Origin of the sequence: Candidatus Tisiphia endosymbiont of Nedyus quadrimaculatus (assembly GCF_964059235.1) — a bacterium.
Classification (GTDB): domain Bacteria; phylum Pseudomonadota; class Alphaproteobacteria; order Rickettsiales; family Rickettsiaceae; genus Tisiphia.
This window is the reverse complement of the sequence record NZ_OZ060452.1, coordinates 1306624-1320431: the sequence shown is the minus strand read 5'-3', so window position 1 is coordinate 1320431 and position 13808 is coordinate 1306624. Positions and strand designations below refer to the sequence as shown.

Here is a 13808-nt window from a genome sequence, read left to right as displayed (position 1 = left end):
TATAACAAATTATGATACAAGAATATATTAAAGTCCGTGGTGCTAAGGAGCATAATTTAAAAAATGTAAATGTTGATATTCCAAGAAATAAGTTTGTAGTAATTACAGGGCTTAGTGGTTCTGGAAAATCTTCACTAGCTTTTGATACTATTTATGCAGAAGGACAACGTAGATATGTTGAAAGTTTATCTTCATATGCTAGGCAATTCTTACACCTTCAGGATAAACCTGATGTTGAATCGGTCTCTGGTTTGTCACCTGCAATAGCTATTGATCAAAAAACCACATCTAAAAATCCTCGTTCTACAGTGGGTACTATAACTGAAATTTATGATTATTTAAGATTATTATATGCAAGGGTAGGAGTACCCTACTCTCCAGCGACAGGTTTACCAATCAAGAATCAGACCATCTCAGAGATGATAGATGCCATTCATAATTTTCCTAAGGGTACTAAACTATACATATTAGCTCCAATTATCAGAGGACAAAAAGGTGAATTCAGACGTGAAATGCTTGATCTTAAAAAACAGGGTTTTGGGCGATTATTCATTAACAATGAAATTTATGAAATCGATAATCTTCCAAAATTTGATAAGAATAAAAAACATAATATTGAAGTAATTGTTGATAGGATTTCTCTAGAAGATGATTTAGGTAACAGGCTTGCAGATAGTTTGGAAATCTCTCTTAAGTTGGCAGATGGTATAGTATATGTTGAAATTGTTGACCTACCAAACGGATTAGAAACCAACCTTACTAAAGGTCAGAGAATCATTTTTTCAGAAAAATATTCTTGTCCAGTTTCTGGTTTCCAAATTACTGAAATAGAACCAAGAATTTTTTCCTTTAATAGCCCATTTGGTGCTTGTCCTAAATGTGAGGGTATCGGCACAGAATTGTGTCTTGATAAAGAATTAATTATTCCAAATAGCAGAATTAGTATTAAAGATGGAGCTATAGCACCTTGGGGGAAAATATCCTCAAAGTTTTTTTTAGAAACATTAAAAGCTTTAGCAAATCATTACGAGTTCTCATTAGACACTCCTTTTATAGAACTACCAAATACTATACAGCAAGTATTATTCCATGGATCAGGTGACGATGTTATAAAATTTCAGTATCATGATGGTTCTAAATCTCAGGTGGTACAGCAACCTTTTGCTGGAATAATACCTAGCTTACAAGAAAAGGAGCGTAAGGCTGATTCTTCTTTAGTAAAAGAAGAATTATTAAAATATAAAGCAGAGTACAAATGCACATCTTGTGAAGGTTATAGGCTAAAAATGGAATCTCTTTGTATTAAAATCGCTGATATGCATATTGGACAAGTATCTACCATGAGTATTTTGCAACTACAAAAATGGTTTAATCAATTAGACAAACAGCTCAATAAAAGACAAATGACTATCGCTGAACGCATATTAAAGGAAATCAAGGAAAGATTACAATTTCTTATGAATGTTGGTCTTGATTATCTTGCTTTGTCTAGAGAATCAGGAACTCTGTCTGGTGGAGAAAGTCAGCGTATTCGCTTGGCATCGCAAATTGGTTCAGGGCTTAGTGGTGTGTTGTATGTACTTGATGAACCCTCAATTGGTTTGCATCAACGTGATAATGCTAGATTAATAGAAACTCTAAAGAATCTTCGAGACCTTGGTAATACAGTGCTTGTTGTTGAGCATGATGAAGAGACAATGTACGAATCGGATCACATTATAGATGTCGGACCAGGTGCCGGTATTCACGGTGGACATATAATAGCTCAAGGAACAATTGAGGAAATTAAACAATCTCCCAATAGTATAACGGGTAGCTATTTAAGCGGTAAACAATCTATTGAAGTACCAACAAATACTAGAGTATCCCCTACGGGTAAGGTAATAGCATTAACAGGGGCTATTTCTAATAATTTACAGGATGTTAATATTACAATTCCTCTGAGCAGTTTTACAGCAATAACGGGGGTATCAGGTAGCGGTAAATCAAGTTTAATAATTCACACTTTATATAAAGCAGCTTTAAAATTTTTAGAACCCTCTTCAAAAAATTTTCCAGGAGAATATAAGTCAATTAAAGGTCTTGAATATATTGATAAGGTTATTGATATAAACCAATCACCAATAGGTCGCACACCAAGGTCAAATCCAGCAACTTATACTGGTGCGTTTACCCATATTAGAGACTGGTTTGCTGAACTACCCACTGCAAAAGCACGGGGTTATAAAGTTGGTAGGTTTTCATTCAATGTTAAAGGTGGAAGGTGTGAATTATGTCAAGGTGATGGTCTGATTAAAATAGAAATGCATTTTTTACCTGATATTTATGTAAAATGTGATGTTTGTAATGGTGACAGATATAATAGAGAAACCCTTGAAGTTAAATATAAGGATAAATCTATAGCTGACGTTCTTAGGATGACAGTTGAGGATGCAATGAGTTTCTTTGCTAAAGTACCACTAATTTACGAAAAACTTGTTACTTTAAATGAGGTAGGACTTGGTTATATAAAAATTGGACAATCTGCTACCACTTTGTCTGGAGGCGAAGCACAAAGAATAAAGTTAGCTAAAGAGTTATCAAAACGCTCAACCGGTAAAACTTTATATATACTTGATGAACCAACAACAGGGCTGCACATAGATGATATTAATAAATTGCTTAAAGTGCTGCATAAGCTAGTTGATATGGGTAATACTGTTATAGTTATTGAGCATAATCTAGATGTTATCAAAACAGCGGATTATGTTATAGATATTGGACCTGAAGGGGGAGATAAAGGCGGTAGAATAGTAGCTACCGGCACTCCAAAGGATATAGCTGCTTGTAGTGAGAGCTATACTGGACAATATTTAAAGCATTATCTCGACCAGTGTTAAGGTAGCTGCGATGAGCCGCCACATTTAATATAAAGTTCCTAAAAGAATATTGTTGACACTTTTTGACATTTATTATTAAAATATACAGCTCATAATATTTGATTATAGGTAGTATTGTTCGTAAATACTACCTAACCTGAATTCGATGTAACAAGTTACATCGAACTTTCGTGTTATATATAGAAACAATCAGGTTTGAAGCGGCTGCCCACCTGATTGTTAAAATATAACACTCCATTCAATATGTGATTTTAATTATTAAAATCACATATTGAATGATGAAAAAAGTTAAAATGCACTCGCGTCAGCCGCTTCAAGAGTGCATTTTTCCTTATAACAAAGCCAGTTCGATATAAGAATTATTAATTCTTATATCGAACTGAGGTTAATTTATTGTCTCGTATTAACTGTCCGGAAAAGTATAACCACATCACTACTATTGAGAGAAAACGTAAATTGATAAATTTAGTGTTTGGTAACCTAGAATTAAAAGACGGAAAGCTAAACTTTATGCTACGTTCACCATTTAACGCATTCGTAAAATGCACTAAAATCGAAGAATGGTGGGCCCGGCAGGACTTGAACCTGCGACAACACCGTTATGAGCGGTGGGTTCTAACCAACTGAACTACAGGCCCTCTTATAATGATAGTTAAGGTTTATATAATTATTAGCTTTCTAAGTCTAGTAAAATTTTTATAACACTTGAAAAAGTTTTAATTAATTTAGGACTTTTTGGGTCAATTTTTCTGATTATTTATTTTGTTTGCATAACTATAACAATATATTGCTTTAAAAAACATGACCCCCAACACCCAACTTGATATTATTAATTCCATTATTTTATATTTCTGGGCTAGTTCTAGGGTGTGTCATCAATTGAGCCAAATTACCATGGAAGCCATATAAACAGCTCCCAAAAAGTTCTGAGATGTTTTGTCATATCGTGTTGCAATAGCTCTATATTGCTTCAATTTTGCAAAAAGTTCTCAATCAAATGCCTAGCTTTATAGAGGTCCTTATCATACTTAGCTGGATTCACACGATTCTTCTTTGGGGGAATCACAGCTATACATCCCTTATCTTTCAGCTTATCTCGCATACGTGCATTGGCATCATACGCCTTATCAGCAAGTACAGCATCCGCTTTCGTCAATTCATTCATCAAAACATCAGATCCTTGCAAATCATGAGCTTGACCCGGGGTAAGATGGACTTACTATTACCCACAAATATTATAGTTAGCTAATTGATAACCTTGAACTAGATCAAATAACCGTTGCCATCCTCTCCACAATACAATAGGACTAGGCTCTGGATCATTTTTTCTTGCTAAATACCCACCCAATTTAGCAACCCATATTATAGCATTTTTTATTGTAGGAATTGTATTATTAGGGGGAGCTGCTTTGTGTATCTTTACATACAAAACTCGCCATTCTTCTTCAGCTAATATTACACTACATGGTAGATTAGGATTAGTTCTGCCAATTAAAGTAATAAAAAAAATTCTCCAAGCAATTATGCTCATGATTGTCAAGTATTTTATTAATCTTTCTCCTGTTGCAAGTCTACATTGTTCAACCCTAAATCCAGATTTTAAAATTTTATGAAAAATTTCAATTCTCCATCTTAAACAATACCATCTTACTTTCTCTATAGCTTCTTCAAAATTATTGATAACTATATTGGTTAGTAACATCCATTCTAATGGTGTTGTTCCACTAGGGGGACGACGCTCAATAACATTGATGGCATATACTGGTAAATTTGGCAATGTTTCTGTTTTATGTCTTACATTGTTTACAGGAGGATTCATTATAAATTTTCCAAATCTAACTTCCAAATGTCTAATCCTATTAGCTTTATTTTCTTGACTAGTATCTTTAACTGCTATTTCTCCAGCACACTGGAAACCCGATACTACCTTCCACAAATATTGTCTATCTTTTTTGGAATATTTTGACTTTTTATTTATTTCTCTATCCTGTGCAGCTCTAACTAAAACTTTAGATTTCTGAGCTTGTGCCAATTCAAAAAAATCATATATATCAGCTTCTCTATCACAAACAGTTATAATTTGGGTATTACCATTATTCGTTGCATTAATAGTGTTCTGTAATGCATTAAGCCACTTTATACTTTCTTTATCTTTAATATGTACCGTATTACCATGACTAGTTTTTTTTAACTGTTGTATTTCTTCAGGCACTGCTGGTCTATTGTGAATCTTTTGATCCAACAACCCAAGTGCTAACCCATTGCTAGCAACCGCAAAGGCAGTATGCATTATCAGACCTTTACATTCAATATTTTTAACATTCTTTCCCTCTTTTCTTGATAACACACCCAATCCAGTAGTTTTTTTATGACTAGTATATGTGATATAACTAGTATCTTGTATAACAAGAACTTTATCATGCTCTTTGATTCTTTCTACTGTTTTAGCAATATGGGATTCTAATATTTTTGATTCCTTAACATTATCGTTTTTTTAAAAACGATATGCTGCTTTTGTTTCTGCCCAATTTCCACATGCTTGATTAATTGAGCTTTCAGGTATATTCGCAAAATTATCAGCTATCTTTATTAACCTATCTGTCAGCCTTTTATCACCCAAAATAGCTCCACTAAATTCCTCGGTCAAATAATTATTTATTATTTCTTGACTCATACTATACCTCTACAATGTAATATTTTAATTGCAAATCAGTATATTATTTTTACTTCTTTTTCACCATTGTTATTTTGTGGGTAATAGTAAGGTAAGATGGAATCCCGTTGGATTCCCTAGGTTCTGTTGACAAAAATTATAGTTAGGAAAGAGGAATAAAAAGTTGCCATAGTAAGAAGAAATGGTAGTTTCTAGTTATCAAAAAAAGGAACTACCAATATGAAGTATTACATAGAAGAACAAGCATGGGAAGTAATTTTATCATTTTTTAAGAAAAAAAATGGTATACACAACAAGAATGAAGAAAAAATGAGACATTTTATTGAAGCAATATGGTTTATTGTTAGAACAGGTTGCCAATGGCGTCTTCTACCTGATGATTATGGTTGTTGGTACAGTATTTATCGCAGATTTAAGAGATGGGTTGACAAAGGTATATGGGAGGATTTAATGGATTATGTTAAAGTAGATGCAGATATGGAATCAATTATGATTGATGCAACTATTGTGAGAGCACATGCTTGCTCATCTGGATATATCAAAGGTAATCAAGAAGAAGCGGCTTTAGGTAGAAGCAGAGGTGGTTTTAGTACTAAAATTCATGCCCTTGTTGATGCCCTTGGTAATCCATTAAAGTTTATACTAACTGCTGGGCAAAGAAATGATATAACTCAAGCGGGAAATCTTACTCAAGATGTTCAGAATACGACTGTGATAGCCGATAAAGGATACGATAGTAGTGCATTTGTAGAAAGTTTAGAAAATAAGGGGTGTGAGATTGTTATACCACCAAAATCTAACCGTAAAGTACAACGTGAATATGATAAACATACTTATAAGGAACGACATTTAATTGAGTGCTTATTGGCTCTGTCCAAAAAACTGTGTAAATTTCGAAATAGGTTATATATAAAAGTATAACAAAAAAGGAAATTACATGAATAAAAAAACTAATGAATCAATAAAGCAAGCAGTAGATTTATTAATAGATAATGATACAGATGTAAGTACAATACTGAAAGAAGGAGGTTTATTAAAAGAATTGACCAAACGTTTAATAGAGAAGGCACTGCAGTCAGAAATGAATAATCATCTAGGCTATGATAAATACAGTTGTGCAGATAATGATAATGCTCGTAATGGTATAACTAGCAAAAAACTGATCTCCGAACATGGAGCTGTAGAAATAGAAGTACCAAGGGATAGGCATAATACCTTTGAACCCGCAATACTACCAAAACGCCAGAAACGTTTTGATGGTTTTGACGATAAAGTACTATCATTATATGCTAAAGGCATGAGTATATCTGATATTAAGATTCAGTTACAGGAGTTATACAGTGTTGAAATAAGTGAAGGCTTAATCAGCCAAATTACTGATGATGTAATGGATGAGGTTAAAGCTTGGCAGAGTCGACCATTAGAAGAGATATATCCGATAGTATTTTTTGATTGTTTAGTAGTAAAAGTCAGGCAAGATAAAAGGATAATCAATAAGGCAGTATATGTTGCATTAGGAATTGATTTATCTGGTAAAAAAGATATATTGGGATTATGGATCAGTGAAAATGAAGGGGCAAAATTTTGGCTCGGTAATTTTACCGAAATGAAAAATAGAGGGCTAAAAGATATACTGATTGCCTGTAGCGATAATCTTACTGGTATGTCTGAGGCAATAGAAGCAGTTTATCCAAAAACAGAACATCAATTGTGTATTGTACATCAGATTAGAAATAGTTTAAAATATGTGTCGTATAAAGATAGGAAGCAACTGTCTAGCGATTTAAAGCCGATATATACTGCAGTAACGGAAGAACAAGCCCATTTAGCTTTAGTATCTTTTGAAGAAAAATGGAATAAACAATATCCACAAATTGCCAAATCATGGTATAATAATTGGGACAATCTAATGATTTTTCTAGGGTATCCTGAGTCAATTAGAAAGGTAATTTATACAACTAATTCAGTTGAATCTGTCAATAGTCAATTGCGTAAAGTAACAAATAATAAGCGGGTTTTTCCTAATGATAATGCTGTTTTTAAAAGTTTATATTTGACAATTGACTATATGACCAAAAAATGGACTATGCCCATTCCAAACTGGAATGAAGCTATGGCTCATTTGATGGTTAAATTTGAGGATAGGCTTAACAAAATTTAATGACCTATTTTTTCGAATTTACACAGTTTTTTGGACAGAGCCGAATTTGCTTTCATAATTATGGATTCTAGCATTAAGCAATTGGCTAGCTAATTCATTTAAAGTATAAAATCTTACCCTGTAACTATCCCAAATGCTAAGCCACCGCTTTCAGCGGTGGAATCATAGAGTTTGACATATACTAAAGATATCCCTAAATGATTTTGCCGCTCAAAGCAGAATCAAGAAGGATAATGTATATGCCAAACTATAATAGTTTAAACCACTGTACATGGGAATGTAAGTACCATGTTGTTTTTACACCCAAATATCGCAAGAAAACGATATTTGGATTAATTAGGAAAGAGTTAAAAGAAGTGTTGCATCGTTTAGCGGGTCAAAAGGAATGTAAGATAGAGGAAGGATATTTAATGCAGGATCATGTGCATATGCTAATATCCATTCCTCCCAAACATTCTATTTCAACCATTGTGGGTTTTATTAAAGGTAAAAGTTCTATATGGGTAGCACAAAATATAGCAAATAAACAGCAAAATTTTGTTGGTCATAAATTTGGGGCAAGAGGATATTTTGTGAGTACCGTAGGAGCGAATGAAGAGGTAGTACGTAAATACGTTCAAAACCAAGAATCTGAGGATAAAAGAGCTGATCAACTTAACCTGTTTTACAGGTCAAAATAAGTAATATTAACCCGCTTTGAGCGGTTCTATAACAAACTCCCACTTCTAGGGGGAGTAATTGGCTCAAGGCTTTAGGGAAATCATCCTTATGCATGCACTCTATATAACTTTTATAGAAAAATTTAAAATTCTTAGCATAGGATGTATGAAACATAATTATTATTGTTAACATTTCACTTAAACTCATGCTACAACAGCGATTTCTCTGCTTATTTGATGGTAATAACTTTCTCTGTTCATACTCCAAATAAATTTTACAAAAATCATCTATAAAACTATATAATTCTGTGATATCTTTTTTCATGCCTGTAGTTTGTTTTTTTGTTTAAAAATATAAATACTGCAGGCACTCCTTTTTGACAATCCTTTTATCTATTACTATTTCATCTATATCTTATCCCGAACTGACGTGTTATCAGCATCTTCAGCCAGCATCTCAAAAACCTTTTTCCACACACCTGTCTTGCTCCACCTTGAATGACGTAGGTGAATCACTCGAAAATCTCCAAAACGTTCAGGTAGGTCTCTCCAAGGTATACCAGCCCTATACCGATACAAGACTGCTTCTACAAATAGGCGATTATCCTTGGCTGTTACACCAACAGACTCTTCCCTTCCAGGTAGGTTATCTTTAATCCGATCCCATTGATCGTCACGTAGAGCATATCGACGCATAGAGAAAATTTATCCTTAATTTTTTCTCTATTACACAACAAACAAACACTCCTGTCAACTTAATTGATGACACGCCCTAATCAGTGTGCGTACTAAAGATGCCCTTGCACTTAAAAAAGCTCAAGGCCAAATATTTAGGTAAACCAATTGGTAGTATACAAAAAAGCAAGTTTGATAAAGACGTTAGTAAAATTAAAGAATTACTAAAACTAGGTTCTGTTGACAAAAATTTTAACGTAACCATATTAAAGTTCCAACGAAATTTAGAAAAGCTAAAAAAGTGGCTGGAGCTTTATCAAATCTAGAAAATATACGCCTAAAATGTTTGATTTTACCAAATAAGCACTCAATTAAATGTCGTTCCTTATAAGTATGTTTATCATATTCACGTTGTACTTTACGGTTAGATTTTGGTGGTATAACAATCTCACACCCCTTATTTTCTAAACTTTCTACAAATGCACTACTATCGTATCCTTTATCGGCTATCACAGTCGTATTCTGAACATCTTGAGTAAGATTTCCCGCTTGAGTTATATCATTTCTTTGCCCAGCAGTTAGTATAAACTTTAATGGATTACCAAGGGCATCAACAAGGGCATGAATTTTAGTACTAAAACCACCTCTGCTTCTACCTAAAGCCGCTTCTTCTTGATTACCTTTGATATATCCAGATGAGCAAGCATGTGCTCTCACAATAGTTGCATCAATCATAATTGATTCCATATCTGCATCTACTTTAACATAATCCATTAAATCCTCCCATATACCTTTGTCAACCCATCTCTTAAATCTGCGATAAATACTGTACCAACAACCATAATCATCAGGTAGAAGACGCCATTGGCAACCTGTTCTAACAATAAACCATATTGCTTCAATAAAATGTCTCATTTTTTCTTCATTCTTGTTGTGTATACCATTTTTTTTTCTTAAAAAATGATAAAATTACTTCCCATGCTTGTTCTTCTATGTAATACTTCATATTGGTAGTTCCTTTTTTTGATAACTAGAAACTACCATTTCTTCTTACTATGGCAACTTTTTATTCCTCTTTCCTAACTATAATTTTTGTCAACAGAACCTAGGTCTGTCGGTAAGAAAAATATCTAGATTCTTTGGTTATAATAACCATATATCGCTTAATACTTATATTCAAAAAAGAAAATTGAAAGATAGTTTAAATGGAGACAAAAATACGAGTTTTTAAATGGTTTAATTAATTAATATAGCACTTAACATATAGGTTCATACATTATTTTAAATGTTCTACAACTTGCCTCAAATACAGAAATTCCTTTATCTAATAATTTTCTAATGTTATTTTTTATCGGAAACCAATGATGTTCAATAAGATTTAAATCAGGGGAATAAGACGGTAAGAATTTTAGTTTACAGCCAGCTTTTTCGATTAATTCTTTAGCCCTTTTGGATTTGTGAAAGCTTGCATTATCAGCAATGACAACCTGTCCAGGCTTTAGCTCCGGCACAAGACAATTTTCTATATAATCTTCAAACACCTTACTATCACAGCTCCCTGTAAAGACTAGTGATGCGATTAAACTATTCCGATTTAACGCACCAATAAAACTTGTTCTTTCACTACGTCTCCCAGATTTACTTCCATTACAACGACTTCCTTTCATTGACCATCCATATTCATATGATTCATTATCATTTATGCCAGCTTCATCAAGATAAACTCGTTTCTCTATCGGCACTTTTTCTAATTCACTGAGAAAATCTTGTCGCTTTCCTTCATCTCTTTCTTTATACGCATATGTCTTTTTTTTCGAGTAATATTGAGTTTCTTTAATGCACGACTGATAGTCATTATACTTACAGTATTATCTAGTTTTTTTGCTATCTCTGTAAGCGTTAAAGAGTTATCTTCTTTTATTAAATTACCAAACGCTAATAAATCAGGGATTTTATGACCATACCCTTTTTGGTATCCTTCTTTTGCCTTTATATCTCCAGTTTGTTTCTTTAATCTAATCCATACATAGAGCATTGACCGACTAATTTTAAAGGTCTCGCATGTAAATGCTATTTTTTTATGTTTTTCATAATGTTCTATAACTCTAGAACGTAAATCATAACTGTATGGTGACGGCATATTTCTATTATATAATTTTTTTCTTATCTATTATTATAACTAATATCTAACTATATGTTAACTGCTATAACACAAAAAACACTCTAAAACCTATATTATAAAAGGCTTAGTCCATGCTGGTTTATCGGCGGGGATTTGTGCTTCGAACCCCTAATCTCTCCTACAATTACAAACTGACTTTGTTACCAAAGTTAGCTCAAGACTCGATACATAGTGTGCTAGGTCAACACTTCTATGGCTGATCTTTCATCAGCTAGCTCATTTACACTTCGTGGCACACCAAAAGCTGATTACAATCTACATTAGGTTTTACGGATGTATGAACCACAGTGGAGCTTTAATAAGGAACACAATCAATCTGATATTGCAGTGCAACTTCCTTGCCACAAAAGGTCATAGAGATTTTAATGATCTTTTTGACATGTTTGTGTTCTCTTATCTTAGTATCATATTGTTTATCTATAATTTGCTTTAAGCCCATTTTGGCTACTGAAAGCAAATCTTCTACATTTTTAGCAATCTTATACTCAATAATAATTGCCTTATCTTCTCTACCAGCTTTAGGGATCATGATAATATCAGCTCTTCCGCTTCCTGACTCCTGTTCACTTGCTATTATGTAACTAGGTGATAACATGTTAACAAGCCCTAGCATAAAGCCACTATAAAATAATTCTGCTTTTTTCTTCCCTGTTTGATAAAAACTGGTAGAATTTACCAACAATTCTTGTAACCGTTCTTTAAATTCCTCTACTTTACCTGCTGGTAATAAACTAACAAAAGAATAATACCGAGAACTATCGATTTCTATCTGATCGGTAACCCATTGTAGCATTCTAGCATTATATATATACCGTATTTCTTTGTTCGGTACTGCCAACTCATAAATATTTTCTTCTAGCATTTTAGTAATAGGGTTTAAATAACCACTAAATAGTAATAAACTAAATAATCCTACTGGTCTACTGATGTCAGCAAAGCTTATTTGTTTGGTAATAGGCGAGATAATGCTTTTACCTGCAGCTAAGTTCTGTAAATCTTCCTGCATTTCATCTGACAATAATGCCTGATCTACAAGCGAAGTTCCACCACTATCTAGCCAGTAATGATCAAGTTCGCCCTCCCGTGCAAGACATTGCATAATTGACCATGGGTTGTAGATGATCTCTCCACCAAAAGTGTAACCATTATACCAATTTTGAATTTCCTCAGGATTTGTTTTGGTTGGGACGATGGTTAATAACTCCTCAACTTCTGCTTGAGTGAAGCCATAAAACTTAGCAAAATTTTTATCAAGTAAGGTATATTCACTAACATTATTTAAATCAGAAAATAAATTAGCTTTAGCAATTCTTAATATGCCAGTTATTACTCCTTTTTCTACACAAGTATTACCTTTTAGGCTGCTGCCAAACATCCCGCGGAATATCTTTAGTACATCATCAAACTCTTTTGATTTATTGCCAAATTCAATGTACGAACTATTAATTGGCGTATCATATTCATCGATCAATATGTAGACTTTTTGATTGAAATGTTTAAACAATAATTCGCTTAAAAAACGTAAACTATCTTTAATATCTTCTTTATCAAATTTTCCTGTAAAATATCGGTTTAGCTTTTCCTTTTGTGCATCATCTAACAAACTTGCATCTTCTGTTATATAATGCTTTAAATAGCGATGGTTAGAGAACAATCTTATAACTTGTTCTTTTATCCCGTTCTCAATGTCTTGGTAATTACTACCCTTAACATCCTTAAAACTTATAGAAATAACCGGATAATTACCTTGTTGAACCATAGCGTATTCATTACTATTAATCTTTAAAGGTTTTAGAGTCCTTTTACCTTTAATACCTAAATCTACTGTACCTCCAAGGAATAGTTTGTTATTTATCTTTTGTTCTAGTGGTAAAGGCTTGCCTTTTTCATCTACTTCAATTTCAAAGAATTTCCGGAGCATATCCATATTTAGACTCTTACCCCAGCGTCTTGGTCGAGTGATTAATATAACATCTCCACTATCTTCTAGGAATTCTTTGATCATTAGACTTTTGTCAACAAATATATCACTATTTAATAATAATGTTTTAAAGTCATCAGTACCTACCCTCATTCTAGGGGACTTACTAACCTCAATAATATTAATATTCTTGAGATTTGTCTTGGTATCAGAAGGTTTGCTAATCATATTATGTTAATTGATAGTTATTATATAAGTTCTTTAAATTATTGTAACATAAGCAATGCTGCATTACTAGTATTTACCACGAGCATATTATCTCAATAAAATTTAATAGCTCTAAAATTATTCAATTTTGTATTTCACGCAATCTAAGGCAACATAGAAAAAATTAGTTATAAACTTTTTGTAAAAATCTGAGGTTTTAGCTCAAAACCACTATAGTTAAAATATATATTCGTAAAATTCCGTTACTATTTTAACACATATTGTTAAATTTTTATTTATTATTTTAATTATTGTTTGTATTTGATTAATTTAAATTGCTACGCTAATTAATTATTGCTTTATGCAGAAACCCTTCAATCACTTTTTTAGATACTTAATTAAGGTTAAATCAATTAAGGAATAATAGCCAATTACTCCCCCTAGAAGTGG

The 13808-nt window shown here is 32.9% G+C and carries 10 protein-coding genes, 1 tRNA gene and 2 pseudogenes; 4 read left to right on the top strand and 9 right to left on the bottom strand.

The genetic code is table 11. From position 1 onward, the window contains the following. Positions 1-11 precede the first annotated feature (11 nt). On the top strand, positions 12-2879 hold the full coding sequence (gene uvrA / locus AB3211_RS06365) for an excinuclease ABC subunit UvrA (RefSeq protein ID WP_367364008.1): 2868 nt from the start codon (positions 12-14) through the stop codon (positions 2877-2879). A 561-nt stretch (positions 2880-3440) separates the two neighbouring features. Here uvrA and AB3211_RS06360 read toward each other — a convergent pair. The 4 genes and pseudogenes from AB3211_RS06360 to AB3211_RS06345 all read right to left on the bottom strand — a co-directional run bounded on the left by AB3211_RS06360 (position 3441) and on the right by AB3211_RS06345 (position 5553). Beyond that, positions 3441-3517 (bottom strand) — tRNA-Ile (locus tag AB3211_RS06360). Between the two features lie 237 nt (positions 3518-3754). After that, positions 3755-3853, bottom strand: a complete 99-nt coding sequence (locus tag AB3211_RS06355; protein WP_367364007.1) for a hypothetical protein — start codon at positions 3851-3853, stop codon at positions 3755-3757. Then, positions 3850-4044 carry a hypothetical protein gene (locus AB3211_RS06350; protein ID WP_367364006.1) on the bottom strand — a complete coding sequence of 65 codons (195 nt, stop codon included), beginning with the start codon at positions 4042-4044 and terminating at the stop codon, positions 3850-3852. Before AB3211_RS06350 ends, AB3211_RS06355 begins: the two co-directional genes overlap by 4 nt. 57 nt (positions 4045-4101) lie before the next feature. Then, a pseudogene (locus tag AB3211_RS06345) lies at positions 4102-5553 on the bottom strand (IS4 family transposase). Positions 5554-5772: 219 nt separating this feature from the next. On the opposite strand from AB3211_RS06345, the gene AB3211_RS06340 reads away from it, so the two are divergent. From AB3211_RS06340 to tnpA, 3 genes are all read left to right on the top strand, one after another. Next, entirely contained in the window at positions 5773-6474 is a 702-nt protein-coding gene (locus AB3211_RS06340) for an IS5 family transposase (RefSeq protein ID WP_367364005.1), read from the top strand. 16 nt (positions 6475-6490) lie between these two features. Then, the gene (locus AB3211_RS06335; RefSeq protein WP_367363661.1) at positions 6491-7714 is read left to right on the top strand and encodes an IS256 family transposase; all 1224 of its coding nucleotides are present in this window, start codon (positions 6491-6493) and stop codon (positions 7712-7714) included. Positions 7715-7953: 239 nt separating this feature from the next. Beyond that, positions 7954-8394 carry an IS200/IS605 family transposase gene (gene tnpA, locus AB3211_RS06330; protein WP_367364806.1) on the top strand — a complete coding sequence of 147 codons (441 nt, stop codon included), beginning with the start codon at positions 7954-7956 and terminating at the stop codon, positions 8392-8394. Here the strand turns inward: tnpA and AB3211_RS06325 are convergent. The 5 genes and pseudogenes from AB3211_RS06325 to AB3211_RS06305 form a co-directional block, all read right to left on the bottom strand. Then, positions 8369-8698 carry a hypothetical protein gene (locus AB3211_RS06325; RefSeq protein ID WP_367364004.1) on the bottom strand — a complete coding sequence of 110 codons (330 nt, stop codon included), beginning with the start codon at positions 8696-8698 and terminating at the stop codon, positions 8369-8371. The two genes, tnpA and AB3211_RS06325, sit on opposite strands and share 26 nt — an antisense overlap. 107 nt (positions 8699-8805) lie before the next feature. Next, positions 8806-9069 (bottom strand): annotated as a pseudogene (locus AB3211_RS06320) (transposase); the annotation flags it as partial. 231 nt (positions 9070-9300) lie between these two features. Then, positions 9301-10054, bottom strand: a protein-coding gene (locus tag AB3211_RS06315; RefSeq protein ID WP_367364003.1) for an IS5 family transposase whose coding sequence is annotated in 2 segments (ribosomal slippage) — positions 9301-10008 and positions 10010-10054 — 753 coding nt in all. Because the reading frame shifts where the segments join, the coding sequence is not laid out codon by codon here. Positions 10055-10304: 250 nt separating this feature from the next. Beyond that, positions 10305-11188 (bottom strand): IS630 family transposase gene (locus AB3211_RS06310; protein WP_367364002.1). Its coding sequence is split into 2 segments (ribosomal slippage): positions 10305-10865 and positions 10868-11188, totalling 882 coding nucleotides; the frame shifts between segments, so codons are not numbered across the junction. Between the two features lie 337 nt (positions 11189-11525). Then, entirely contained in the window at positions 11526-13379 is a 1854-nt protein-coding gene (locus tag AB3211_RS06305; protein WP_367364001.1) for an AAA family ATPase, read from the bottom strand. Positions 13380-13808: the final 429 nt, after the last annotated feature.